The sequence below is a fragment of the Pseudidiomarina sp. genome (assembly GCF_033722695.1).
GTDB lineage: Bacteria > Pseudomonadota > Gammaproteobacteria > Enterobacterales > Alteromonadaceae > Pseudidiomarina.
Map to the genome: position 1 here is coordinate 103961 of NZ_JAWVYM010000003.1, position 25564 is coordinate 129524.

27 protein-coding genes are annotated in these 25564 nt (G+C 55.2%); 13 read left to right on the forward strand and 14 right to left on the reverse strand.

The annotated features are described in order from the left end of the window. Positions 1 to 7: 7 nt before the first annotated feature. The 6 genes from cgtA to R3196_RS02430 all read left to right on the forward strand — a co-directional run bounded on the left by cgtA (position 8) and on the right by R3196_RS02430 (position 5657). Complete coding sequence (gene cgtA, locus R3196_RS02405; RefSeq protein WP_318935045.1) at positions 8 to 1186, forward strand: Obg family GTPase CgtA; 1179 nt, start codon at positions 8 to 10, stop codon at positions 1184 to 1186. A gap of 24 nt (positions 1187 to 1210) precedes the next feature. After that, positions 1211 to 1729, forward strand: a complete 519-nt coding sequence (gene folA / locus R3196_RS02410; RefSeq protein ID WP_318935046.1) for a type 3 dihydrofolate reductase — start codon at positions 1211 to 1213, stop codon at positions 1727 to 1729. 103 nt (positions 1730 to 1832) lie between these two features. Beyond that, positions 1833 to 2225: a DUF3718 domain-containing protein gene (locus R3196_RS02415; protein WP_318935047.1), complete on the forward strand. Its 393-nt coding sequence runs from the start codon at positions 1833 to 1835 to the stop codon at positions 2223 to 2225. A 96-nt stretch (positions 2226 to 2321) separates the two neighbouring features. Further along, positions 2322 to 3767 (forward strand): alpha/beta hydrolase, encoded by a 1446-nt coding sequence (locus R3196_RS02420; protein WP_318935048.1) that lies wholly within the window; start codon positions 2322 to 2324, stop codon positions 3765 to 3767. Positions 3768 to 3777: 10 nt separating this feature from the next. Then, positions 3778 to 4512 carry an ATP-binding cassette domain-containing protein gene (locus tag R3196_RS02425; protein ID WP_318935049.1) on the forward strand — a complete coding sequence of 245 codons (735 nt, stop codon included), beginning with the start codon at positions 3778 to 3780 and terminating at the stop codon, positions 4510 to 4512. Then, positions 4509 to 5657, forward strand: a complete 1149-nt coding sequence (locus R3196_RS02430; RefSeq protein ID WP_318935050.1) for an ABC transporter permease — start codon at positions 4509 to 4511, stop codon at positions 5655 to 5657. Before R3196_RS02425 ends, R3196_RS02430 begins: the two co-directional genes overlap by 4 nt. Before the next feature lie 6 nt (positions 5658 to 5663). Here R3196_RS02430 and R3196_RS02435 read toward each other — a convergent pair whose 3' ends face one another. The 5 genes from R3196_RS02435 to folE2 form a co-directional block, all read right to left on the reverse strand. Continuing rightward, positions 5664 to 6998, reverse strand: coding sequence for an FAD-binding oxidoreductase (locus R3196_RS02435; RefSeq protein ID WP_318935051.1), 1335 nt, complete (start codon positions 6996 to 6998; stop codon positions 5664 to 5666). 16 nt (positions 6999 to 7014) lie between these two features. Continuing rightward, a complete protein-coding gene (locus tag R3196_RS02440) occupies positions 7015 to 7599 on the reverse strand; it encodes a GNAT family N-acetyltransferase (RefSeq protein WP_318935052.1) in 585 nt (194 codons plus the stop codon). Then, positions 7583 to 8956 (reverse strand): adenosylhomocysteinase, encoded by a 1374-nt coding sequence (ahcY, locus tag R3196_RS02445; protein WP_318935053.1) that lies wholly within the window; start codon positions 8954 to 8956, stop codon positions 7583 to 7585. The genes R3196_RS02440 and ahcY overlap by 17 nt, the downstream gene beginning before the upstream one ends. Then, entirely contained in the window at positions 8957 to 9994 is a 1038-nt protein-coding gene (locus tag R3196_RS02450; RefSeq protein WP_318935054.1) for an adenosine kinase, read from the reverse strand. It abuts the gene before it with no gap. Between the two features lie 65 nt (positions 9995 to 10059). Further along, the gene (folE2, locus tag R3196_RS02455) at positions 10060 to 10998 is read right to left on the reverse strand and encodes a GTP cyclohydrolase FolE2 (RefSeq protein WP_318935055.1); all 939 of its coding nucleotides are present in this window, start codon (positions 10996 to 10998) and stop codon (positions 10060 to 10062) included. A gap of 179 nt (positions 10999 to 11177) precedes the next feature. Here folE2 and R3196_RS02460 point away from each other — a divergent pair, with 179 nt between their 5' ends. After that, positions 11178 to 11552 (forward strand): Hpt domain-containing protein, encoded by a 375-nt coding sequence (locus R3196_RS02460; RefSeq protein WP_318935056.1) that lies wholly within the window; start codon positions 11178 to 11180, stop codon positions 11550 to 11552. Here R3196_RS02460 and arcA read toward each other — a convergent pair. The 8 genes from arcA to mutH all read right to left on the reverse strand — a co-directional run bounded on the left by arcA (position 11532) and on the right by mutH (position 18893). Further along, entirely contained in the window at positions 11532 to 12287 is a 756-nt protein-coding gene (gene arcA / locus R3196_RS02465; RefSeq protein WP_318935057.1) for a two-component system response regulator ArcA, read from the reverse strand. The two genes, R3196_RS02460 and arcA, sit on opposite strands and share 21 nt — an antisense overlap. 118 nt (positions 12288 to 12405) lie before the next feature. Continuing rightward, positions 12406 to 14037: a HAMP domain-containing sensor histidine kinase gene (locus R3196_RS02470; protein ID WP_318935058.1), complete on the reverse strand. Its 1632-nt coding sequence runs from the start codon at positions 14035 to 14037 to the stop codon at positions 12406 to 12408. Then, positions 14037 to 15086, reverse strand: coding sequence for a methyltransferase (locus R3196_RS02475; RefSeq protein WP_318935059.1), 1050 nt, complete (start codon positions 15084 to 15086; stop codon positions 14037 to 14039). Before R3196_RS02475 ends, R3196_RS02470 begins: the two co-directional genes overlap by 1 nt. Then, positions 15087 to 16136, reverse strand: coding sequence for a succinylglutamate desuccinylase/aspartoacylase family protein (locus R3196_RS02480; RefSeq protein ID WP_318935060.1), 1050 nt, complete (start codon positions 16134 to 16136; stop codon positions 15087 to 15089). A gap of 2 nt (positions 16137 to 16138) precedes the next feature. After that, positions 16139 to 17047 (reverse strand): 30S ribosomal protein S6--L-glutamate ligase, encoded by a 909-nt coding sequence (rimK, locus tag R3196_RS02485; protein ID WP_318935061.1) that lies wholly within the window; start codon positions 17045 to 17047, stop codon positions 16139 to 16141. Continuing rightward, positions 17047 to 17475, reverse strand: a complete 429-nt coding sequence (locus R3196_RS02490) for an ATP-dependent zinc protease (protein ID WP_318935062.1) — start codon at positions 17473 to 17475, stop codon at positions 17047 to 17049. The genes rimK and R3196_RS02490 overlap by 1 nt, the downstream gene beginning before the upstream one ends. Positions 17476 to 17526: 51 nt before the next feature. Further along, entirely contained in the window at positions 17527 to 18219 is a 693-nt protein-coding gene (locus tag R3196_RS02495; protein ID WP_318935063.1) for a DUF2982 domain-containing protein, read from the reverse strand. Further along, the gene (gene mutH / locus R3196_RS02500; protein ID WP_318935064.1) at positions 18216 to 18893 is read right to left on the reverse strand and encodes a DNA mismatch repair endonuclease MutH; all 678 of its coding nucleotides are present in this window, start codon (positions 18891 to 18893) and stop codon (positions 18216 to 18218) included. The genes R3196_RS02495 and mutH overlap by 4 nt, the downstream gene beginning before the upstream one ends. Positions 18894 to 18972: 79 nt before the next feature. Here mutH and rppH point away from each other — a divergent pair, with 79 nt between their 5' ends. Genes rppH through tcdA form a run of 6 tightly spaced genes read left to right on the forward strand, consistent with a single transcriptional unit; the run spans position 18973 to position 25056 of the window. Next, entirely contained in the window at positions 18973 to 19506 is a 534-nt protein-coding gene (rppH, locus tag R3196_RS02505; protein WP_318935065.1) for an RNA pyrophosphohydrolase, read from the forward strand. 1 nt (position 19507) lies between these two features. Further along, positions 19508 to 21781, forward strand: coding sequence for a phosphoenolpyruvate--protein phosphotransferase (gene ptsP, locus R3196_RS02510; RefSeq protein ID WP_318935066.1), 2274 nt, complete (start codon positions 19508 to 19510; stop codon positions 21779 to 21781). A 27-nt stretch (positions 21782 to 21808) separates the two neighbouring features. After that, positions 21809 to 22600 carry a sulfite exporter TauE/SafE family protein gene (locus tag R3196_RS02515; protein ID WP_318935067.1) on the forward strand — a complete coding sequence of 264 codons (792 nt, stop codon included), beginning with the start codon at positions 21809 to 21811 and terminating at the stop codon, positions 22598 to 22600. Positions 22601 to 22603: 3 nt separating this feature from the next. Continuing rightward, positions 22604 to 23422, forward strand: a complete 819-nt coding sequence (gene lgt / locus R3196_RS02520; RefSeq protein ID WP_318935068.1) for a prolipoprotein diacylglyceryl transferase — start codon at positions 22604 to 22606, stop codon at positions 23420 to 23422. After that, entirely contained in the window at positions 23419 to 24270 is an 852-nt protein-coding gene (locus R3196_RS02525; RefSeq protein WP_318935069.1) for a thymidylate synthase, read from the forward strand. The genes lgt and R3196_RS02525 overlap by 4 nt, the downstream gene beginning before the upstream one ends. A 6-nt stretch (positions 24271 to 24276) precedes the next feature. Continuing rightward, positions 24277 to 25056 (forward strand): tRNA cyclic N6-threonylcarbamoyladenosine(37) synthase TcdA, encoded by a 780-nt coding sequence (gene tcdA, locus R3196_RS02530; protein WP_318935070.1) that lies wholly within the window; start codon positions 24277 to 24279, stop codon positions 25054 to 25056. Here tcdA and R3196_RS02535 read toward each other — a convergent pair. Continuing rightward, the gene (locus tag R3196_RS02535; protein ID WP_318935071.1) at positions 25036 to 25464 is read right to left on the reverse strand and encodes a SufE family protein; all 429 of its coding nucleotides are present in this window, start codon (positions 25462 to 25464) and stop codon (positions 25036 to 25038) included. The genes tcdA and R3196_RS02535 overlap by 21 nt on opposite strands. Positions 25465 to 25564 lie beyond the last annotated feature (100 nt).

Genomic DNA, 25564 nt, shown 5'->3' on the forward strand with positions numbered 1-25564 from the left:
GGTAATCATGAAGTTTGTAGATGAAGTCGAAATTCGCGTAGAAGCAGGCGACGGCGGTAATGGCTGCGTTGGTTTCCGGCGTGAAAAATATATCCCCAAAGGCGGTCCCGATGGTGGCGATGGCGGTGATGGTGGCGACGTTTATCTGGAAGCAGACGAAAACATAAACACCCTGATTACCTATCGTTTTGATCGCATTCACCGCGCCCAGCGCGGCCAGAACGGTATGGGTAAAAACTGTACCGGTCGCCGCGGCGACGATATCGTGCTAAAAGTACCGGTCGGCACCCGTGCCACCGACGTCGAAACTGGTGAAGTGATCGGTGACCTGACCCGTCATGGCCAGCGTCGCATGGTGGCTAAAGGTGGCTTTCACGGGCTCGGTAATACTCGCTTTAAAAGCAGTACTAACCGCGCGCCACGGCAAAAAACCGACGGCACCCCGGGCGAGATCCGCAACCTCAAGCTGGAACTCATGCTGCTGGCCGACGTCGGCTTGCTGGGCATGCCGAATGCCGGTAAGTCCACTTTCATCCGCTCGGTTTCGGCAGCTAAGCCAAAAGTTGCAGATTATCCATTTACTACCCTGGTGCCGAATCTTGGCGTAGTGCAACCGGTGCCCCACGCCAGCTTCGTTATTGCCGATATTCCGGGCCTGATTGAAGGGGCAGCCGAAGGCGCTGGCCTGGGGATCCGCTTCCTGAAACATCTGGAGCGTTGCCGCTTGCTGTTGCATCTGGTCGATCTGGCGCCCTACGATAATACTGACCCGGCCGTGCAGGCGGTGACCATAGTGCAGGAGCTGGAAAAATACAGCCCGGCACTGGCAGCCAAGCCTCGCTGGCTGGTGGTCAATAAAGTCGACTTGCTGAGTGAAGAAGAAATCGCTGCCCGTATTGAGGATGTCAAAGCAGCCCTCAACTGGGATGGTCCGGTGTATCAGATCGCGGCGATCAGCAAACAGGGCACGGACCCGCTTTGTAAAGAGATCATGACCTATATCGAACAGCAGCCGCAGCAGACGCCCGAAGAGATGGAAGAAGAAGCCAAAGCTGGCATCGAGTTTAAGTGGGATGACTACCACACTCAGCAGATGGGTGAGGCCGCATTCGATGATGATGAAGACGACGATGATGACGATTTCGACGAAGATGACTATGATGTCGAGGTTATCTACAAGAAATAGAACAGCATAGGAAAAAACGCGCACATGCTTATCTCACTGGTAGCCGCGATGGCTAAAAATCGCGTCATCGGCAAGGACGGCAAGATGCCCTGGCATCTGCCGGCCGAACTGCAGTACTTTAAGCGCATTACTCTGGGCAAACCTGTCGTAATGGGCCGCGCTACCTATGAATCCGTGGGCCGGCCACTGCCCGGCCGCACCAATATCGTGCTTAGCCGCGCCTATCAGCAGCCCTATAAAGATGATCAGGGCGTGATTTGGGTAAGCAGCCCACAGCAGGCGCTGGACGTTGCCGGTACTGTGGATGAACTCATGGTTATTGGCGGCGGCCATATTTATGCCGAATTTTTGCCCCTGGCGGACAAGTTGTACGTGAGTGAGATCGACCTGGACACCCCCGGCGATACCTACTTTCCGGACTATCAGGAGCAGGGCGACTGGCAGCTTCTGGACGCATCGGAACATCCGGCTGACGATAAAAACCCACATGGATTCAAAGCATTAGTATATTGCCGGCGGCAAGAAGAGGCCAAAGGTAAATAAAAAGTAACCAGCCGGCCGTTTGTAACATTTTATTCCGTTGCGGGATGGAACCCTCAGTTGTACCATTGATCCCGGTAATTTTAATAAACGAGGTTGATGGTTAATGTTTCCCTTCGTTGCCCGCTGCCTGCTTCTGCTTGCAGCTATTGGAACCTTACTGCCAGTAAGTCCGGCGCGCGCCCAGGCGCTGTCGGGTACTGATGAGCTAGCGCTGGTATTCTGTACTTATGTGCGGGATAACGACAGCAACCGCCTGCGCAGCAAACTGCGTGCTGAGCGTATGCGGATGCGCGACATCTATTCCAGCGTCCGCTGTAATGACAGTTCCCTGATTCAATTCGCACTTCGCCATAAATCCTATGAAATCGGACGCTACATAGCCGCCAGTGTTGAAGCTGAAGATTTGCTGGCATCGGGTGACTACGAATGGGCCCGCCAGCACCAACTGCTCGATAACCCTATCGGCCAGGTATTACGGTCCAGACTTGTTCAGTAAGCCATAGCGCTATTAGGTTTAGTTACATTTTTGATCTTCTTAATCCCCTTTCAACAAGTTACACTGTCGTCCATTGTTACAATCGGATAACAACCTATGAAGCTGATAGCTATTCCTTTTACCCATCTGTTCGCAGGTAGCCTGTGGTTATTGCTGACGACATCGGCAATGGCGCAACCGGAACCCTGCTACCTCGAAGGCATCGACGAGCGCGTGCAATGCGGCAGTCTGGAGGTGCCTGAAAATTACGATCAACCTGAAGGCCGTACTATCGCAATTCATTACGCAGTGCTGCCGGCAATCAGCGAAAGCAAAGCTGTTGATCCCCTGTTAATACTGGCTGGCGGGCCGGGCCAGGCGGCAACAGAATTAGCACCAATGATTGAGCGCATGTTTAAAGACGTGCGCCGGCAGCGCGATATCCTGCTGATTGATCAACGCGGTACCGGCAAATCCAACCCGTTGGGTTGTGAACTCAGTCACGTGGAAGAACTGGTTAAGGCAGATGATGATATTGATTTGGCAGAAATGGCCGGGGACTGTGCCGCTGATTATGCTGAGGTCGATCTGACCCAATATCATACGGTGAATGCTATCCGTGACTTTGAAGCGGTCCGGGAGGCGCTGGGCTATCCGCAGGTTAACCTTTACGGCGGCTCCTATGGTAGCAGGGCCGGGCTGGTCTATATGCGTGAAGCGCCGGCATCAGTGCGCAGCGCAGTGCTGGACGCGGTGGCACCGCCGCAAGTGGTGGTCGGGCCCTTCGGCCAGCATGGAGCCGATTCATTTGAACTGCTTCTTGCCAATTGCGCCGCACAACAAGCCTGTGCCGCGACCTTTCCGCAACTCGAGCAAACCTATATAGAAACTGTGGCGCGGCTTGAACAAGAGCCCGTGCCGCTTACTGTGCCCGATCCCCTGAGCAATCAACCCATACAGATTCTGATAACCGCTGGTCGCTTTACTTCGGTGATGCGCGTTGGCCTTTACCATCCGTCGACCCGTAAGATGCTGCCTTATGTGATCCAGCAGACTGCGCAAGGCGATTACACGCCACTGATTGGCCTGCTTGGCAGCACCCTGGCACAATCTCAATTGTACATGGGGCTGACCTTATCGGTATTGTGCAGCGAAGACCTGCCACGAGCCACACCGGAACTGCTCGAAACCGATGCTGCCAATAACTTTATTGGCGGGCGCACCGGCGAGGCCTTTGTCGAAATGTGCTCGGTCTGGCCACGGGCTGAACGGCCGGCTAGCTGGTTTGATCCGGTCGTCAGCGATATCCCGGCGCTGCTGCTTTCCGGCGCCGCTGATCCGGTCACGCCACCGGCCTGGGGCGAACTGGCCGCAGCGACCCTGAGTAATAGCCGTCACCTGATCGCTAACCATGGTGCCCATACCATTGCCGGTCATACCTGTGCCAACAAGCTGGCGGCAACCTTTATCGACAGCCTGGACTTCAGCAAGCTGGATGCAAGCTGCCTGCAACGTCAGCAACCAGCCCCTTTTATCCTGAACAGCAACGGCAAAGGGTTATAAGGAGCGCACGATGATTGAAGTCAAATCACTACATAAAAAATTCAGTAAGGTGATCGCGCTGGACGGGTTAAGCTTTGCCGCTCCTGAGGGTCAGATCACCGGATTACTTGGCCCTAACGGCGCCGGCAAGACCACCTGCCTGCGAACCATTTACGGCCTGTTGCGTGCCGACAGCGGCCAGGCGCTGATTGATGGGGTAGACGCCAATCTGCATCCACTGCAGGCGCGTCGCCATATCGGTATCTTTCCGGATAAATTCGGCCTGTATGAGCGCCTGACCGCACGTGAACAGGTTGCTTACTTCGCCACCTTGCACGGTATGAAGGGCGAACGCCGCGAGCAGGCTGTCGCTAAAGTACTCAGCCGGCTGGATATGGATGCTATTGCCGATCGCCGGGCCCAGGGCTTTTCCCAGGGACAGCGCATGAAAGTGGCACTGGCCCAGGCCATTGTCCATCAGCCGAAGCATTTGATTCTGGATGAACCCAGCCGCGGACTGGATGTAATGAGCACCCGGGTACTACGCGACCTGTTGCGCGAATTGCGGCAGCAGGGGACCAGCATTTTATTCTCCAGCCATGTTATGCAGGAAGTCGCTGCGCTTTGTGATCAGGTGGTGGTTATCGCCAAAGGGAAAGTCGCCGCCCAGGGGACTACCGAAGAACTCTGTGAACTGACCGGCGAGACAGCACTGGAAGAAGCCTTTGTGAAAATTATTGGCACCGATGAGGGCATAGCGGCATGAGTAACCCAATATCGATAGTCTGGGCCAAAGAGCTGAAAGACGCCTTACGTGACAAACGCTCAGTAATGGCGGCGATGTCTTATGCTTTTTTCGGGCCGCTGCTGATGGCTGTGGCCTTTTATGTACTGATTAGTCAGCTTACTGATGAGAGTGATGTGGCAATCGACATCAAAGGTGCTGAGCATGCCCCGGCGCTCATTCAACATCTTGAAGATCAGGGCATTGTCGAGCGCGACAAACCCTGGCCGGCCGGCCAGCAGCCCATTATCCTTGAAATTGCCGGGCACTGGGATGAGCATGTAGCCTCTGCTCAGCCGGCGGAAGTTATTTTGCGCGCGGATTTTTCAGCGCAGAAGCAACGCACGGAGATCCGGCGGGTGGAGCAGGCGGTAGCGAGCTACAGCCGCCAGCTGGGCTATATCCGGCTGCAGATGCGCGGGCTGGATCCGCAGCTGATCTCCGCCATCGATCTGGTCAAGCAGGATACCGCGACCAAGGGCTCCAAAGCGGCAATTCTGATGGGTAGCGTGTTGATCTTCATGTTGTTGTCGGTATTCTTTTCCGGCATGAATGTGGCCATCGATATCAGCGCCGGTGAACGTGAGCGAAACTCGCTGGAGTTGCTGCTGTCGCAGCCGCTCAGCAGCCATCAGCTGGTATGGGGCAAGGCGCTGGCCGCCAGCTGCTTTGCGATTTTTGGCGGCATCCTGAGTGTTATTCTGATCCCGGTTATTTTCCGTTTCCTGCCGCTGCAGAACATCGGCATCAGCGTGGTGCTGGAATGGCCAATGCTGCTGTTGATTATGCTATTGCTGACACCGCTGGCGCTATTTGCCACGGCGCTGCAGCTGTTTGTATCCTTTCGGGCAAAAAGCTTCAAAGAAGCGCAAACCTACATTTCATTCTTACTGATGGTACCTATGCTGGCCGTGTTCGGTGTGGAGTTCTCGCGGCTGAAAAACCAGATCCTCTATTATCTGCCGCTGACCGGTCAGCATCAGGCGCTGCTGGATATCATCAAAGGTGAAACGCTACAGTGGATCCCGATGTTCATTAGCGGACTCTTTACTATCGCGGTATCGATGTTGTTGCTGCGGCTGATTGGCCGCATGCTGAACAGCGAGAAAGTAGTGTTTGGTCTGTAGTTGCTGTTACAGGCCGGTACGCCAGCGGGCATATTGATAGTAAAGCCGCTGGCCAAGCCGGCGTAAGCCAGGCAGCGGGAAACGTGGTAATGGTGACTGGTAAAATGGCAGCGCGGGTAAGGTCTCGCCCATTGCCAGTTGCGCCACCCGGGCCCCGGCCAGCTGGCTGAAAGTCAGACCCGCCCCACAATACCCCATACTGGTAAAAATACCGCTCGCCGGTGAATAAACACGCGGATACTCATCCAGCGCGACACTGATCCAGCCACTCCAGAAGTATGCCGGTTGCTCGCCGGCAAGATCCTTTAATGCCGGAAAGGTCGCCGCCAGCGCCTGCAATAGATGGCGGGCATAACGCGGCTTGTCAGCATCTTTACCGTGAATAGCGCCACGCCCGCCGAACAATAACCGGCCATCGGGAAGCAAGCGGAAATAGTACTTCAGCAGGCGGGTATCCATGATTAGCTCGGCCGGGCTGAGGCCGGTCGCGGCAAGTTCACTGGCCGTGAGCGGGCGGGTAACCAGCACACTGGAGAGTACCGGCAGACTGCGACCGTGGACGGCCGGATGCAGATGGTTGGGGGTATAGCCGTTGGTAGCCAGAATTACTCTGGCGGCGCGGATACTTCCCCGCGTTGTCTGCAAGAGCTGATCGGCACCTTCCTGCTGCCAGCCGGTTACCGGGGTGTCGGGCAATATCCTGCTGCCCGCGGCCACCGCCTGGCGCGCCACACTCGCCGCTACCAGCAGCGGATTGACGCCGAAGCTTTGCGGAAAATGAATAGCAGCACAGGCTTGGGGGCTTGACACCCGGCGCTGCACGGCATCGCGCTCAAGCCAGCGGGTATCAGGTTCAAAGGCACAAAGCTGCTGATATTGCTGATACAGGGGCGCCGCCGCGCCGGGTTTATGGGCGATTTTCAGATAGCCACCCCGTTGCAACTGTGCCTGCTGCGGGCAAGCCAGCACATGCCGCTCCAGACGGTCAAAGGCGTGGCGGTATTCGTCGCGGATACCCATGGCAATCTCAGTGCCGCAGCGCGCCGCCCAGGCGGCATAGCCAAGGCGACCAGTGCCGGGCATGGCAAAGCCGGCGTTGCGCGTTGAACAGCCCCAGCCGGGCTGATTGGCTTCCAGCACCACCACCTGCTGCTGATAACGTTCGGACAACTCCAGCGCGGCGTTGAGGCCGGTATAACCCGCACCTATCACCACCACATCGGCGCGTTCCGGCAAATCGGTAGCCGTTTCTGGCCAGTGCGGCTGACTATGTTGCTGCCAATAGCTTGCCGTGGCCGGTTGACCGGGGCCGGGGCAAGCATCGTGCAGCGGATCGTACATGGGGCTACCTGCGTGATTAATAGTTGTCGAAGGGCAGGATCATCTCGCCGGCGGTACAGTAGCAGATGCCGTCGCAGACCAGGCAATGATAACCGTCATGAACGGACGCCTCATGCCAGCGCCCCGGATGTTCCTTGATCAGTTTGCCACCGCAGCGGCTGAAATAAGCAAAGGCGCTGTTAGCGGGGCTCTGCATCCAGATATGAGCCAGCCCGGCACGGCAACCCAGTTGTTGCGCAGCCGCGATTGAGCGTTGCAACAGGTTGCGGCCAATACCGGCGCCACGAATGCTGTCATCAACTGCGGCACATTTGAAATAACACATCTGGCTGGCCGGTACCGGCCAGGCTGCCGGCGTACAATAGCTGTCGATATCCCAGCGGCCGGGCGCGAAAGTCAGACGTACACCCACCAGCTGCTCACCGGCAAAAGCCAGCCAGTTGAGGTTGACCCCGTCCTGCTGGCCGCGGTCCAGATAATCAGCAAAACTCACCTCGGTCAGGTAATTGGCGCCGTGAACCTGGTTCGCCAATACAATTACGGCCGCTTCGTCTGCGGCCGTAAGTTCCCGATAGTGAATCGAATCAGTAGCGGTATTCATCCGTTTTAAATGGTCCTTCAACAGACACATGGATGTAGTCAGCCTGTTCTTCGGTCAGCTTGGTCATTACGCCGCCGAAGCCCTGAACCATATAGCGGGCGACTTCTTCATCAAGATGCTTAGGTAACACCTCAACCCGTAACAGTTCGATCTGCTCGGCTTTATCCAGTTTCGCGTAGCCTTGCTGGAACAGGTGCATCTGCGCGAGTACCTGGTTGGCAAAGGATCCATCCATAATACGGCTTGGGTGACCGGTCGCATTCCCAAGGTTTACCAGGCGGCCTTCTGATAACAGCAGCAGGTAGTCATGCTCATCATCGCTACGATGAATTTTATGTACCTGTGGCTTCACTTCATCCCAGCGCCAGTTCTTGCGCATGAACGCGGTATCGATTTCATTATCAAAGTGGCCAATGTTACAAACTACCGCAGTTTTCTTCAGTGCAGCCAGCATGAAACGGTCACAGACATTGACGTTACCAGTGGTGGTGACGATCAGATCCGTCGTGCCCAGCAGCTCTTTGTTGATGCCGTCTTCGCTCTTGGTGTTCACGCCGTTCAGGTAGGGTGAAACCACTTCGTAGCCATCCATACAGGCCTGCATCGCACAGATCGGGTCGATTTCGCTGACCTTCACAATCATGCCTTCCTGACGCAGACTTGCAGCAGAACCTTTACCGACGTCACCGTAACCGATAACCAGGGCTTTCTTGCCTGACAGCAGATGGTCAGTACCACGTTTAATGGCATCGTTCAGTGAGTGGCGGCAACCATATTTGTTGTCGTTTTTCGATTTCGTTACAGAGTCATTGACGTTGATTGCAGGCACCCGCAGGGTACCGTTTTCCAGCATCTTCAGCAGACGGTGGACACCGGTCGTAGTTTCTTCGGTGATGCCATGAACCTTATCCAGCATTTGCGGATATTTATCATGAATCAGCAAGGTCAGGTCGCCGCCGTCGTCCAGAATCATATTGGCATCCCACAGCTCGCCGTCTTTATGACAGGTTTGCTCCAGACACCATTCGTATTCTTCTTCGGTTTCGCCTTTCCAGGCGAATACCGGCACACCGGCAGCAGCCATGGCCGCGGCAGCGTGATCCTGGGTTGAGAAGATATTACAGGAAGACCAGCGCACTTCAGCGCCCAGTTCTACCAGCGTTTCAATCAGTACCGCAGTCTGAATGGTCATGTGGATACAGCCGATGATCTTAGCGCCTGACAGCGGCTTGCTGTCAGCGTATTTACGGCGGATAGTCATCAGCGCCGGCATCTCAGATTCGGCAATATAAATTTCTTTGCGACCCCAGTCGGCCAGGCCGATATCGGCTACTTTGTAATCTTGTGATTTGTTCATCTATACGCCTCGCTTGTCGTTTTTAAAATTGAATTCCGGCTCATGCTGCAAACGGATCAGCAACTGTTGCTGCTGATCGGCGCTTAAGCGCGGACCAAACTCAGTAACAATTTGCGCTGCCGCATGGCTGGCCAGCAGGCCGCAGGCGGCCAGCGGATAGTTGCGGGTCAGGCCGAACATCATCGCCCCGGCAAACATATCGCCGGCGCCATTGGTGTCTACCGCTTGCACCTTGATACCCGGTACCGCGACCTGACGGGTGCCATCACCCAGCAGTGCGCCATCTTTACCTAGGGTGATAGCGACCAGACCGGCCCGTTGCTGCAGTTGCTGCAGTGCTTCCTGCACATCATCGGTGCCGGTCAGAATACGGGCTTCTTCCTGGTTGCAGAACATAACGTCCACACCGCCGTCGAGGATCGCCTCGATGCCGTCGCGGAAATATTTAACCATAGCAGGATCAGAGCAGGTCATGGCAATCTTAGTGCCGTTGGCGCGGGCCACTTCTTTGGCGCGGGCAATGGCCTGCAGGGCAATCGGGGAGGTCACCAGATAGCCTTCAATATAGAGATATTCGGCGCGGGCAATGGCATCTTCATCCAGCTCATCAGTCGAGAGATCAGCGGTAATACCGAGATAGGTCCTCATGGTCCGCTCGGCGTCCGGGGTGACCATTACCAGGCAACGGCCAGTTTTGCCTTCATGCTTGCAACTGCCGGTATTAGTGGTAATGCCTACCCGCTCTAAGTCTTTACAGTAAAACGCGCCGGCTTCGTCGTCAGCAACTTTACAGCAGTAAAATGCGTTGCCGCCAAACTGGCTGAAACCAACCAGCGAATTAGCAGCCGAGCCACCGCCCGATTGTTTTTTCAGTTCGCCACGACGGCTAAGCTCAGCGATTAGTTTTTCCTGCTCAGCGTCTTCAATCAGCGTCATCATCCCTTTTTCGATCTGATGCTGCCGGAGAAAATCGTCAGTGACTTCAAATTCCTGGTCGACCAGCGCGTTGCCGATGCCAACTATATCTATAGATTCCATAAGTACCTAAAGCAAAGAAAATGCGGCCGCATAGTATACAGCAGCCGCATTAACAGGTCGACTAATCAGGGCTGAAAGCCGCCGGGTATACCTTTGGTGGCGATACTGACAGCATCGTGAGCATGCAGAGATTCGTAATGATTAACCCGCACCCAGAAGTCAGCGAACGCGTGCTGATGGCTCAGCATAAATTTAAGCCGGCGCGCAGCGTCTTCACAGAACATCAGGTTCTGGCCATTTAACCGCGCAAATTCCTGCTCGTCTTCACGTTTGACGGCAGCCTGCACCGGTGTTTGCAGGGCTTCTTCAATGGCGTCGATCAGATGAATGATCGGCAGCTCGTTCAAATCGTCGCTTAGCAGGACTTTAACTTCCGCTATCGAACGCTGGCTGTGGGGGGTGGCCACAATACCCTGGGAGGTGCCTAACCAGCGATGGATCAGTTCGGCGTCAACTTCAGCGTCAGTACCAAATTGCTCAGCAAAGGCATCCTGAATCAACTGCCGGGCCAATGCTGCCGAGCACGGGCAGGTCGAAGAATAAGGTACTTCAACCCCTAGCTGTAAAGCGAGCTTGCCGTTATCATAGCGGCCGACTAAGGTTATGGGGTAGGCTTTCCAGCCGGGCTTTTTGCTCACCAGGGCTTTTCGGCGCAGATGGTAGTCGAAGCTAAATTTGACGTAAGCCTGATCGGCCAGCCCGTCATGACTGTCAATAAAGTCATGCAGGAGCTTACGCAGTGAATCGTGATTGAGTACGTCGTTATTGGACAGGTCTTCTAATAACAGGTACAGCCGCGACATATGAATGCCCTTAGCCTTCGGATCGGTGAGATTCACAAAGGCATCAATGCGGGCACTAATCGGACGTTCGGGTTCGTTGGCAGCTCCGACAACCAGCGGCATTTCAATGTTACTCATGCCCACCCAGTCCAGTGCTCCCTCAGTCTGAGCTAAGGTCTGGTTGGCGATATCTGGCATTAACGTCGGTGTGGCTATTGGCATCAATTACGGCTCCAAAGCATTACAAAAAGTTAGGACGACTACCCAAAAATGGGGCATTAGTATACTAGAATTAACAGGATTACGGTAGTTTGCCATATCGGGTTCAATATTTAGCGAAAAGAATTTCGATTGTACTGTTCGAAAAAATACAGGGAACGTAGTTTTTAAGGGAGTTTGCAATGACGAATACGATTTCGGGTGCGCCACCGGACGACATGCTGAACGAGAAATTACTTGAGCAATATGCTGAGCTGATGGGCTATGAGGGCATGAGCGAGATGTATGAGGCTTTCGCTGAGAACATCGGTGGCTATCTGGCGTTATTGCGGCGCTTATTTGATGAACGCGACTATACCGAGAGCAAACGCCAGGCGCATAAAATGAAAGGCGCATGTCGTTCAGTAGGCCTTAAACAGCTGGCCAGTCGGATGGAGTATTTAGAGCGGGAAAGCTGGAACTGGGATGAAGCGAGCCAGATGATAGAGCAGTGGGCAACTGAGTTGCCCCTGCATCAACTTCATTTAAAACGGTGGTTAAACGCCCGGCGTATTTAACGAGGGCTGTTCGAGGTGACGGATAGTCACATCACCGACAAACCGATAACCTTCACCATGGATGGTGGTGATGAGATTCGGTGAATCGGAATAGGCTTCGAAGTGACGGCGAATACGACGAATCGCAACATCGACGGTACGATCGGCCGGACGCAGTTCACGATCCAGCATCTTCTTAACCAGAGTTTCCCGGTCGAGGATCTTGCCCGGGTTCGTCAGGAACAGTTCCATTGCCCGGTATTCACTCTTCGGTAAACGGAACATCTTCCCTTCAGGTGAAAACAGGCAGCGACTGTCGCTTTCCAGGCGCCAGTTATTAAATTCGTATACCACACTGTCGTGACCAACGGTTTTTTGCTGGTTTTTGATCGCTTCAATGCGGCGATACAGGTTACGCACCCGAATCAGCAATTCTTTTGGATTATATGGTTTGATCAGATAATCATCAGCACCCAGTTCCAGCGCCAGCAGGCGATCTTCTTCAGCGTCGCGGCCGGTCAGGAAAATTAATCCGATATTTTCATTTTCACGAAGGCTCTCAGCCAGTTCGATGCCGCTTTTACCGGGCAGATTAACATCCATAATAACCAGATCGACCTGCTGTCTGGCCATAATGCGTTGCATCTGCATACCATCGGCCGCATCAAATACGTCATAACCTTCCTGTTGAAACAGGCGCGTCAGGGTATTACGGGTAACGACTTCATCTTCGACAATTAGTAGTCTGGCGCTCATAGTAGCTATTCCGGTATCTCTTAACATATGTTGCAATATAGTGATAAGGGCTAGTGTAGCATGGGATTATAACTTATGTGTATTTTTCATGCAGAATTTAACACAAATTAACGTAAATTTAGTTCCTTTGGTCGCATTCCCCGATGGGGAAGCGAATCACGAAGGTGGTCCCCTCATCCCGGGTGCTCTGCATGTCAATCCGGCCATTCAAAACCTGGGTGACCAGGTTATAAACCAGATGCAAGCCAAGTCCGGCGGCCCCCGTACCACGTTTGGTGGTAATAAAAGGATCAAAGGCCCGCCGCCCGATATCTTCAGGAATACCCACGCCATCGTCCTGATACGTTAGTTGTAACGTATTTTCGTCGACACAATCAATAGCAATCGAAATATGACCTTTGTCATGAGGTTCGAAGGCATGCTGCAGGGAGTTCTGCACGAGTTGGCTGACAATCTGGTGGATTGGTCCGGGGTGACTGCTCACCACCAGATCCGGTGCGCAGGTCATATTCAGTTCATGATTTTTCAGCTCCGGGAAGCGGCTATACAGCGAGCTGGTAACATCCTCGCAGAAGGTATTTACGTTAAAGCTGCGAATTTCTTCGGCAAACTGATCCATCGCCAGTTGCCGGAAACGGGTAATTAAATCAGCGGTGCGCTCAATATTACGACTGATGAGGAGCAGGTTCTCGCGGCAGGCCGCCAGAAAGCGTTCGAAATCCTGACTGCTGACTTTGCGCTCGTCAAACTTCTGCTGCATCACCTGTAGTTTATCCTGCAGCAGCGATGCCGAGGTGATGACCAGGCCCACCGGGGTATTCACTTCGTGAGCGATACCGGCCACCATATCACCCAGGGACGACATTTTTTCCGCTTCGACCAGCTGACTCTGATACTGGTGTACAGTTTCCAGAGTCTTCAGCAACTCGGCGTTGGATTCTTTCAGGGCCATGGTGCGTTGACTTACCTGACGTTCCAGCTCCGCGTTCAGTTCGCTGGCTTGCTGCTCGGCCTGCTGCTGCCGGTTGATATGCTGCTGTACCCGGCCCAGTAGCATATTGAAGGCAGTACTCAGGCGGTTCAGTTCTTCCAGGTGAGTGTCCGGTAGCCGGATTGAGTAGTCTTTATCCCGGGCAATCTGTTGGATTCTGCTTACTGCCTCATCCAGCGGCCGGGTAAACATCTGCCGTAGCCGCAGCGATACCATCCAGGTCAGTACCGCCGCCAGCAACACAATGAAAAAGCTGGACAGCAACACGCTGGTCCAGGCGGCATTAAGCTCAGCCCGCGAGCCCCGCAGGTAGATATAACCGCGTACCCGGTCACCAATATAGATGGGCCGGGCAATTTCCACGTAACGTTCGCTTAAAGTCACCACGCCATCAGGCATAGCCTGAATTCTATCGATACGGCTGGGGATTGGTGCCAGGCCTTCGCGGTTATAGCTGGCAAAGAAATGCCCGACACTGGCTTCTGACTGCTTGCGATAAACGTGCACATGCTGCACAAAGGGCACGGCGTTGAGATGACTCAGCGCAATGGTCAGGTCATCCGGGCTGTTAAAGACCAGATGCCGACTGGCGGTGCCCATTAGCAGTTGGGTCATGTTCTGCGCCTGGCTATGCAAGCGGTCGCGCACGTCATTAATGTGCATCGTGCCATGAACAATACAGCCCAACAGCACCATAGCGCTGCTGACCAGCACCAATAGCCATGAGAAATTGCGTTTAATCGAGCTGAACCCGTCCATTAGCGGCGTTTGCGCTCCCTGACTTTAACTGGTGGCTTGTTCACCGCACGGTACACAGCGAAGCGGTTGTCTTCGGCGATACGATCACAGTGGCCGAACGATTCAACGATGAGTTCCGGCCAGGGTAAAAACCGGTTGGCGACCAGCCAGAGTTCGCCGGTCTGCTGCAGATGCTGGCGTGCCTCACGTAAAAACTGCTGACCAATTTTATAGTCCGTCGCCAGCCCGGTATGAAAGGGTGGATGGCTGACTATATATTTATATTTTTTCAGCGTCGGGCTGAGACCATCATGGGCCAGCAAGGTACCGGTGAGGTCGTTGGCTGCCAGAGTTTTGCGGCAGGCCGCCAGCGCCATGGCGCTGACATCCAGATAAGTGACCTGTAATGCCGGTGCCGCCCGATTGATCCAGGCACCCAGTACGCCGTGGCCACAGGCGAAGTCCAGCACATTGCCATGGGCCCAGCGGGGCAGATGCTTGAGCAGCATTTCGCTGCCTTTATCGATACTGGGAAAGGCAAATACGCCGGGCAGGCTGAATAACTGCAGCGGCGGGTGCCCGGGTTGCCCGAGTTCACACTGATGCAGGTAGTTCTCAACGTTGAACTGGTCGCTGGTATGGCGCAATTCACTGCACAGCAGGAGCGAATGATTACCACTGGTAACCCGTTGCACCGGCGCATAGGCCTCCGGCATCACTTTATGAATACTTTTTATACCACTGCGGTTTTCGCCCACCAGCCACACCGGTGCGTCAGCCGGTACAATACTGGTCAGGGCCTGCAGCAGATAATCCGTCAGCTGCTTCTCTTTTGGCAGCCACACCAGCGCACCCGCGGCATCAGTAGCCGGTGGGGTCTCACCGAAGTGAGCCGGGGTCCCGGACTGCCGCTGCCAGCGCTCATGGTAGCCCGCGTGCAGGTTCCAGGTGCCGGCGACGGGAATCTCGTCAGCCACTTCAGGATCGGGCGCGTTCACCAGTAGCAGGGGTTTCTGAAAGTGCTCACTATGGCGCAGAACTAACTGTGAAGGGGGTTGCAAATGTTTCATCTAAATAGGTTTACGCTCATAATATTCGCTGAATAAGTCGACGTTTTCAGACGCCTCCTCAATGCCTTCGCCATCAAACTGAGCCACATTAAATAAGGCTTCACCTTCGTTGGCGACGGGAATTTTGCTGATGCCGATAATAATACCGTGATACGGGCTTTTGATCGGATGCAGCTCTTCGCCCTGAGGATTAACCGTCTGGGCAATAACCTGCCCTTTATTGATGCTCTGACCCAGTTCAACTTTGGGGATTACCAGGCCGTCATACTCGTTGCGGATCCAGCCGCTACGCAGCGCCACCACCGACTTCAGATTGCGGCGGGTGCGCCGGCCTTTGAGCATCTTCAGTGATTTCATCACGTTTTGTACGCCGATAACACCGGATTTAATCGCCGCATAGTTAAAGCGCAGGGCCTCACCAGCTTCGTACAGAATCAGTGGAATGCCGAGGTCTGTTGCCAGCGCCCGCAGCGATCCGTCCCGCTCTTTGGAGTGCAGAATCACCGGCGAGCCAAAGGCATGGGCCATATCCAGTGCTTCGGGGCTGTCGGTGTCAACCCGAATCTGCGGCAGGTTTTCGCGGTGAATCGCACCGGTATGTAAATCAATAATATGGGTGGCGCTCTGCACCAGCGTTTCATTGAACAAAAACGCCAGACGGCCGCCCAAAGTCCCGCGCTCGGAGCCCGGGAACGAACGGTTCAGATCACGACGGTCGGGTAGGTAGCGCGATTGCTGGATAAAGCCAAACACATTCACTACCGGCACAATAATGACAGTGCCGCTTAGTTCGAGCGGATCAATCAGCCCCATCAGGCGCCGGCAGATTTCAATGCCGTTCAGTTCATCGCCATGAATGGCAGCGCATACCAGCAGGGTGGGGCCGGGCTTTAAGCCATGGAAAACTTCGGCGTGTAGATCCATGGGCGTATCGTTGTATAAACGCGCCGCCGGAACTTTAATGCTGTGGCGTGAGCCGGGCGCGATTTTTTGCCCGGCCAGCACGAACGAAGGTCGCTTCTTAATCGGTTTTCTGGATTTACTGGTCACTGTCAGCCTTTGCCGCCTTTAGTCCGGGTACGATGTAACTTGGCCGTTTTTTCGATAAACGAAATAATCTGTGAGGCAACGTCTTTTTCAGTGGCCGACTCAATGCCTTCCAGTCCAGGAGACGAGTTCACTTCCATCACCAGCGGGCCGTGGTTGGAGCGCAGCAAATCGACACCGGCCACATTCAGGCCCATAGTTTTGGCCGCTTTTACCGCCATCGCCCGTTCCGCCGGCGTCAGCTTCACCAGGCTGGCTGAGCCGCCGCGGTGCAGGTTCGAGCGAAATTCACCGGCTTTGGCCTGGCGCTTCATGGCAGCAATAACTTTATCGCCGATCACGAAACAACGAATATCCGCGCCGCCAGCTTCTTTTATGTATTCTTGCACCATAATGTGCGAGTTCAGCCCCATAAAGGCCTCGATCACGCTTTCCGCGGCCTGACGGGTTTCCGCCAGTACCACACCGATGCCCTGGGTACCTTCAAGCAGCTTGATGACCAGCGGTGCGCCGCCGACCATGTCCATTAAGTCAGGAATATCCTGCGGCTGACTGGCAAAGCCCGTAGTTGGCAGGCCAATACCTTTGCGACTGAGCAACTGTAGCGAGCGCAGTTTGTCGCGGCTACGTGAAATGGCCACGGACTCGTTGAGCGGATAGGTTCCGATCATCTCAAACTGGCGCAGCACCGCCGTACCAAAGAAAGTAATAGAAGCGCCGATACGTGGAATGATCGCATCGTACTGGGGCAGCCCCTTCCCTTTCATGTGGATCGAAGATTCACGCGCGTTGATATTCATGTAGCAGCGCAGCGGGTCGAGGACATCGACCTCGTGCCCCCGTTTTTCGGCAGCTTCCACCAGCCTGCGGGTTGAGTAAAGCCTGGCGTTACGGGACAAAATTGCAATTCTCATTAGCGTGCTCCGGGTTTGCCAATTAAATAGGATGCATCAGGATCAACCAGAAAATAGCCGCGCATGGCCTGGCGTCCTAACAACATACGAAACTTCATGGTATCTCGGTTGGTCAGGGTCAGTTCTATCGGCTGGCTGAACGAGCCCAGCCGGAGAGTACTTTTAATGACATACCGCAATTCTGTATGGCCACCGGAATCGGTCACCGGGCGCTGATCATGAATGCGAGCTTCGCAGATCTGCTCACGATCACTGTCCTGCTCCGGGTGTAACCAGATGCGCAACCAGTCTTCGCCATCTTTATCAAAGGCTTCAAGCCGAAACGCGTGCAGGCAGGAGGTGCGTGCGCCAGTATCGACTTTCATTTTCAGTGCCGGAATGCCCAGATCGGGGAGAGCCCCCCATTCGCGCCAACCTAATGTTTGCATGCGCTTATTTTAATCCTTTTGCTGTATAACTGTCGATCAATAGTAGCACGTTTATAAATGTTCGTTACGACTGGCGTGCAGCTCGCGCAGCCACGGAATAAAATCATCCAGCGACCGGTCGAGCGCACTTTCAGGTACGTACAGTTCATAGCCCAGTAACTCGCGCAACTGGCGGCAGCGAATGGCAAACAGCGCCTGAACGCCGGTATAGCGGGTACCGCTGGGCGCAAAAAAGGCGTCGGGGATGTCAAAGTAGGAACTGTAGTCGTGCAGGTCGGGGCGTTCATGGCGCAGCGCCATAGTCAGCAGATGGCGTTGTTCACTGATCAGGTGAATCGACAGCCGCGGTGAAATGCTGTTCAGAATCGGCTCGATATCGCGCACGCAGAAAGCCAGATAAGGCAGTTCCACTGTCTCTGCTCCCTTCTGGGTGCGGGGACTGTCAAAGCGCACCAGATTATCCCAGTCCAGCTGCCAGCTGCCCCGGTGGTGCAGATATTCAATTTGCCGGGGGGTGATATTGAGGCTGACCTCAGGCTCAAACACCTTGGCCCAGCCCAGAAAAATCAGGCCAGCGCTGACCAGCCAGAGCAGCGCCCAGGCCGGGGTGGGCAGGGGCGCGTCGATCAGCCATAAAAACATGCTGGCGGCAAAAATCAGCAGGCCGAGCAGGGCAAAACCTACGCCGTGTTTACGCGCGGCGGGGCTGATTTTTTGCATGACTTCAGGGGCAGGGTCGGTCATTCAGTGGGTCCTTCTGGCTGCATAGAAAAGGTCTCACAGATAATCTGCCAGGTAAAATTGGTTTTTAAATAAAAGCCCCGCGGCAGGGTCCGGATCAGCCGGCCGTGCGCGCCTATGGCTTCCGTTTTGATACGGCCGTTGGCAGCTTTCGGCCGCAGCTGCAGCACGTCGCCCTGATGCGCAGTGATCTGCTCGACCTGGCCCAGGGCAATACGATCCATATGCTCCTGCCAGTCGCGTTTCAGTTGCAGCTCCTGGGCTTCACTGGGCTGCCAGAAAAAGGCGGTGCCGACGGTGCGCTCGGCCAGCGGAATGTGCCGGCGCCCGTCTATGGGGATCCAGAGTACGCATTGCAGCTTGTTGCGCACATTACTGTTCTCCCAGGTGAGATCATCCACATGAGTCAGTGGCGTGGTGCAGACAAAGGTAGTCTCCAGCGGTCGGCCGCGCTGATCCAGCGGAATCGTTTTCAGCTCAACCCCCAGATCCGGAAAATCCTGCAATGCCTGCGAGCCTGCCGCGGCCCCGAGCGCTCCTTCCAGCAATTGACCAACCCAACCTTTGTGGCGTCGCAAATCCGCCGGTACCCTTATTCCCTGGTCCGCCGCCAGCTCGGCAAAGCTCCGGCCTGCCAGTGCGCTGGCCCGCCGGAACAGGGTTTCCAACTTTGTCATATAAGTGAATAACTCCTTTCATTAGTAGCGTGATTATGGAAAAATCCCAGACAGAAGTCGAATTTATGAGGATGCCCGCGTGATAGACGCAGAAGGATTCCGGGCGAATGTCGGAATCATCATCTGTAACGAGCAGGGACAAGTGTTTTGGGCGCGTCGATTTGGGCAACACAGCTGGCAGTTTCCACAAGGTGGCATTGATGATGGCGAAACCGCTGAACAAGCCATGTACCGGGAACTCTATGAAGAAGTCGGGTTAAAACCTGAGCAAGTTGAGATTGTCTACACCAGCCGCAACTGGTTTCGCTATCGTTTACCAAAGCGGTTAGTTCGGCGCGAACAGAGACCGACCTGTATTGGTCAGAAACAAAAGTGGTTTTTGCTGCGACTTGCCTGTAACGAGCAGGACGTAAACGTACTGTGTTCAGGCCACCCGGAATTTGATGACTGGCGCTGGGTCAGTTACTGGTACCCGGTGCGACAAGTCGTGTCGTTTAAACGGGATGTGTACCGGCGCGTGATGAAAGAGTTCGCGCCTGTGGTTATGCCGGTGTTGAGCCAGCAACCAGCGAAGCATCAGAAGCGGCAGCGACCACCACGTCGGAAGCGCTAATATGCTGCGAGTACTGCAACGCATTGTCGAAGCTGTGAATCAGGCGCCGGACTTTGAGCTGGCGTTGAAAACCATGGTGCGTCAGGTAAAAGAAGCGTTGCATACTGACTCCTGCACGGTTTATCTGGCTGACCATGAACAGAAACAGTTCGCACTGGCGGCCACCGACGGCCTCGAAATCACCTCGGACCAGCCCATACACGTACCCTTCGGCGAAGGCGTCATCAGCCTGGCAGCCCGGCGTGAAGAACCGCTGAACCTGGCTAACGCCTATACCCACCCCAGTTTTCTGCGGCTTCCGCAGGTTGATGAAGAGCGCTACTGCGCCATGCTGGCGGCGCCGGTGATCCATCAGCGCCGGGTGTTGGGCGTATTGGCGGTACAGCAGGAAAGCGCCCGCGCCTTTACCCGTGATGAAGAAGCCTTCGTGGTGACCCTGGCGGCGCAGCTGGCGGTGGTAATTGCCCACGCCGAAGCGAAAGGCTTACTGCGGACTGCCAATCAGTCCGCCTGGCTGCATACCTTAAAGGGTCTGCCAGCCGCCCCCGGGGTTAGTATTGGCGAAGCCTATGTGGTTAAACCGCCAGCCCGGCTGAGCAGCGTTACCCCTAAACGCACCGATAAACCCGAATTTGAAATCCGCCGCTTCCGCAGTGCGGTCGCTCATACCCGGCAGGAGCTGAACGAATTGAGCGAGCGGATGCAGGGGCAAGTGGCTCAGGAAACCCTGGCGATTTTTGATGTCTACCACGCCATGCTCGATTCCACCAGCCTGGGACAGGAAGTGGAACAGGCTATTAACGAGGGCTGGCGCGCGCAGACCGCATTGAAGCAGGTGGTTGAGAACCTGGTTAATCAGTTCGAGAACCTCGACGACGAATACATCCGTGAGCGCGCCAGTGATGTGCGCGATCTCGGCCAGCGCATCCTTTCCTATCTGCAGGAGCGTGATCGCCGCCATTTCAGTACTCCGGACCAGTGTATTCTGGTGGCCGAAGAAGTCACCGCGGCCATGCTCGCTGAGCTGCCTCACGCCGACATTACCGGCATCGTGTCGCTGCGCGGTTCCGGCAACTCCCATGCCGCCATTATGGCCCGTAGTATGGGTATTCCGGCGGTGCTGGGCGTCACTGACATCGATCTCAATGATATTGGCGGCCAGACGCTGATTGTCGATGGCTATAACGGTGATGTGTTCGTCGACCCGCCGCTGCAGGTGGAAAACGAATACAAACAGCTCGCGGAAGAAGAGCTCGAGCTGCGCGAAAAAGTGATGGCGGCCCGCGGCCTGCCGGTTGAAACCATCGATGGTGTGAAAGTTGACCTGCATTTGAATGTGGGCCTGAACACCGAGCGTGACTGGCTGGCTGACCTCGACATAAAAGGGGTGGGGCTTTATCGCACCGAGATCACTTTTATGGCGCGCGACCGGTTACCGACCGAAGATGAGCAGGTTGAACTATACGGTCAGGTGCTAAAGCAGTTTGCTGCCGGCTCGGTGGTTATGCGGACGCTGGATGTGGGCGGCGACAAGCCCTTACCCTACCTGCCGATTGAGGAAGATAACCCGTTTCTGGGCTGGCGCGGTATCCGCATGACGCTGGACCATCCGGAGATATTTCTGGTACAGATCCGCGCCATGCTGCGGGCGTCCGTAGGGCGCGATAATTTGCAGATCCTGTTGCCGATGATCACGACCGCTGAAGAAGTTGATGAGTCAGCGCGGATGGTACGCCAGGCCTACCATGAGGTGGCCGAAGAGTTTAACTCGGACGGCGAGCAACGGGTGCAGGAGCCGAAAATCGGTGTAATGATTGAAGTGCCGGCGATGATTTATCAGTTACACGCCGTTGCCGACAAGGTTGATTTTTTCTCGGTTGGCACTAATGATTTAACCCAGTACATGCTGGCGGTTGATCGCAACAACCAGCGGGTAGCGGGTTTGTATGATGCGTATCATCCGGCGGTGCTACATGCGTTAAAACAAATCGCTGAACGTTGCCGTGAACTTAACAAGCCAGTGTCCATCTGTGGCGAGCTGGCAGGCGAGCCCGGTGGCGCATTGCTTCTTGTTGCGATGGGCTATCGCACCCTCAGCATGAACAGTTACAATATCGACCGCATCCGCTGGATAATTCGCCATACCAAAGCGGCGGATCTGGATGCGCTGCTGGAAAAAGGCTTAAGTGCCCGCTCCCCGCAGCAAGTGCGGCAGGCGGTCACGATGTTACTGGAACAGACCGGCCTGGGCGGCTTTGTCCGCGCCGGCGGCTAATCGCAACAGACAGCAAAAGGAGAATGAGTGCTCATCACAGGCTGGTTATGGTGTTTGGCCGGGGGTATGGTCGCGGGGTTACTGGCGGGCATGCTCGGGATCGGGGGCGGGTTGGTGATTGTGCCCCTGTTGATTTATCTGCTGCCAATACTCGGCGTAGAACCCGAGCTGGTTATGCAAATGGCGATTGCCACCAGCCTGGCGACCATAGTGATGACCACCTTAAGTTCCGCCCGCTCACATCTGAAGCACGGTCAGATTAGCTGGTTCTGGGTCCGTCGGCTGATACCCGGGCTGATGGTGGGCGCAATATTTGGCGCCTGGCTGGCGACGTTGCTGAAGCCGGAATGGCTGCAGCGAATTTTCGCCGGCGTACTGATGATTCTGGCGGTGCGGATGTTGATTCCGCAGCGCACGGGTGAACCACTGACCGATGTTTCCAAGCGCCTGATGGCGCTGATCAGCGCTGGCATGGGCACCCTCGCGGCGCTGGTGGGGATTGGCGGTGGTTCTCTGACAGTGCCGCTGCTACAGCGGCTGCGGGTACCCATACGCCAGGCAATCGCGGTGTCTTCCGTCGGCAGCCTGAGTATCGGCCTGACCGCTGCGATTGCCTTTATCGTGCTGGGTCAGCAACTGGAGAGCAGCTCCGGGCTGCTCGGCTATGTGCACTTTGAAGCCTGGCTGGCGATATCTTTGGCGTCAGTTGTCTGTGCCCCCATGGGTGCTTCACTGACGCAAAAAATTCCGGTAAAGCGCCTGCAACTGGGCTTTGCCTTATTTTTAGTCTTTATTTCACTGAATCTGGTTATAGGATAACCCATGCAATCTGAGTCGGCCTTGAATAGCTATATGGTGCACCCGAATATCGATCCCATCATTGTCAGTCTGGGTCCGCTGGATCTGCGCTGGTACGGGCTGATGTATCTGCTGGGCTTTCTGTTTGCCTGGTGGTGGGGTAACCGCCAGTGCGATATGCCGCATTACAAGCAGGCCGGCTGGACCCGCGATCGTTTCAGTGACTTGCTGTTCTGGGGCTTTATCGGCGTCGTTATCGGTGGCCGGGTCGGCTATGTGGTGTTTTATCAGTTTGATTATCTGCTGCAGAACCCGCTTTATCTGTTTGATATCACCAGTGGCGGTATGTCCTTCCATGGCGGCCTGCTGGGGGTCATTACCGTACTGCTGATTTTTGCCCGCAAAATGCAGATGAAGCTGTTGCAGGTCGGTGATTTTATTGCGCCATTGGTACCTGTCGGACTGGGCCTGGGCCGTATCGGTAACTTTATCAACGGCGAGCTGTGGGGCCGCGTCACCGACGTGCCATGGGCCATTATTTATCCGGCCGCCGGGCCTGAGCCACGCCACCCGTCACAGTTGTATCAGGCGGGTCTGGAGGGGCTGTTGCTGTTTGTTATTCTTGCCCTTTACAGCCGTAAGCCGCGCCCGACCGGTGCCATCAGTGGTCTGTTCCTTTTGGGTTATGGCCTGGCGCGCTTTATCGTTGAATTTTTCCGCCAGCCCGACGCGCATCTGGGGCTGCTGTCTATGGGGATGTCCATGGGCCAGTGGTTGTCGTTGCCGATGGTGATGATCGGTGCAGCGCTGATTATTATGGCTTATAAGGGGCGCAAAGCATGAACCAGTATCTGGCCTTATGTCAGCGCATCGTCGATGAGGGCGTATGGGTTGAAAACGAACGTACCGGCAAGCGCTGCCTGACGGTTATCAACGCGGACCTGGAATACCGGGTTGATAACAATGAATTTCCGCTGATCACCACCCGCAAGAGCTACTGGAAAGCGGCAATTGCTGAGCTGATTGGCTATATCCGTGGCTATGACAACGCCGCCGACTTCCGTGCTATCGGCACGCCCACCTGGAATGCCAACGCCAACCTCAACGAAGCCTGGCTGAACAACCCGCACCGCAAGGGTGAGGATGACATGGGCCGGGTGTATGGCGTACAGGGCCGGGCCTGGGCCAAACCCGATGGCGGCACCGTGGATCAACTGCGCAAGGTGGTTAATAACCTGAAGCAGGGTATTGATGATCGCGGTGAAATCATCAGCTTCTATAACCCGGGCGAGTTTCATATGGGCTGCCTGCGTCCCTGCATGCATACCCATAACTTTTCGCTGCTGGGCGATACCCTGTATCTGACCAGTTTTCAGCGCTCCTGTGATGTGCCGCTGGGGCTTAACTTTAATCAAATTCAGGTATTCGTGTTTCTGGCGCTGATGGCACAGATAACCGGGCATAAGCCGGGCATCGCCTATCACAAGATAGTGAACGCTCACATCTACGAAGATCAGCTGGATCTGATGGTGCACGAACAACTGAAGCGCGAGCCATATCCGTCACCGCAGCTGGAAATTAACCCGGATATCCGTACCCTCGAAGACCTGGAAACCTGGGTCACCATGGATGATTTCAAGGTGCATGGTTATCAGCACCATCCGGCCATTCAGTATCCGTTTTCGGTGTAACCGGGCATGAGTGATCAGCGTTTCAGTGGTATTCAGCGGGTTTACGGCAACACCGCGTTCGAAGGGTTTCAGCACAGTCATGTGGCCGTGGTGGGCCTTGGCGGCGTTGGCTCCTGGGCAGTTGAAGCGCTGGTCCGCAGCGGTATCGGTGGCATCACGCTGATTGATCTGGATGACGTGTGCCAGAGCAATATCAACCGTCAGCTACCGGCATTAAGCAGCACCGTGGGGCAACTGAAAACCGAGGTACTGGCCCAGCGCGTCAGAGATATTAACCCGGCCTGTACGGTGCGGGTAATTGATGATTTTCTCGGTGAAGAGAACCTGGATAGCTACCTGGGTGAGCCGGTGACCGCAGTGCTGGATGCGATCGACAGTGTGAAGGTTAAGGCGGCGCTGATTGCCTGGTGTAAAAGGCGCAAATTACCACTGGTAACCTGCGGCGGGGCTGGCGGCCAGCTTGACCCCGGTCAGGTGGTGTCAGGTGATCTGGCCAAAGCCACGCAGGACCCGCTACTGGCAAAAGTACGTGCTCATTTACGCCGTGACTATAATTTTTCGCGCAATCTCAAACGCAGCTTCGGGATTACCGCGGTCTACTCCACTGAGCAACTGCGTTATCCTACGGCCACCGGCGAATGTACCTTTGAGAAAACCAGCACCGGTGAAGTACGGCTGGACTGCAGCTCAGGTTTTGGCGCTACCATGCCGGTAACCGCCACCTTTGCTATGCATGCGACCGCGCTGCTGCTGAAAAAAATGGCCTTAGCGCACGCCCGCGGCTGAGTCTTGTAGCTGAGAGACGGCGGCGCGCAGGCCATTACGGCGTGAACTGCTGACAAAATCCGTCAGCCCCAGTGCCGCCAGATGAGCATCCAGGTCATAATCCGCTAACTGTTGTGCTGAGGCGCCGTTTACCGCCTGCTGAATCAACGCCAGCAGGCCCTTAACAACCCGCGATTCACTGTCAAAGCGCACCGCAACGGTATCGTCGCCCGGCAGGTTCAGCAACAGCCACACGCGGGCCTCACAGCCAAATACTTCCTGCGCGACAGCACGTTCAGTTGTACTGAAAGCGGGCAGGGTAGCCGCCTGTTGCACCAGAAAACGCATGCGCTGCTCACGCCCGCCCATGGCGGCCCGCAGTTGCTCAAGATCAGAATTCGTCAGTACACCGTACACTTGATGCTCCACAAAGTTTACGCCCAAAACAGCTAAAATCACGCCGTAAGAGTACCATTTTTACCGAAAAAAATGTTAATCTGCATGCACTCCCGATTCTAAAAAAATACAG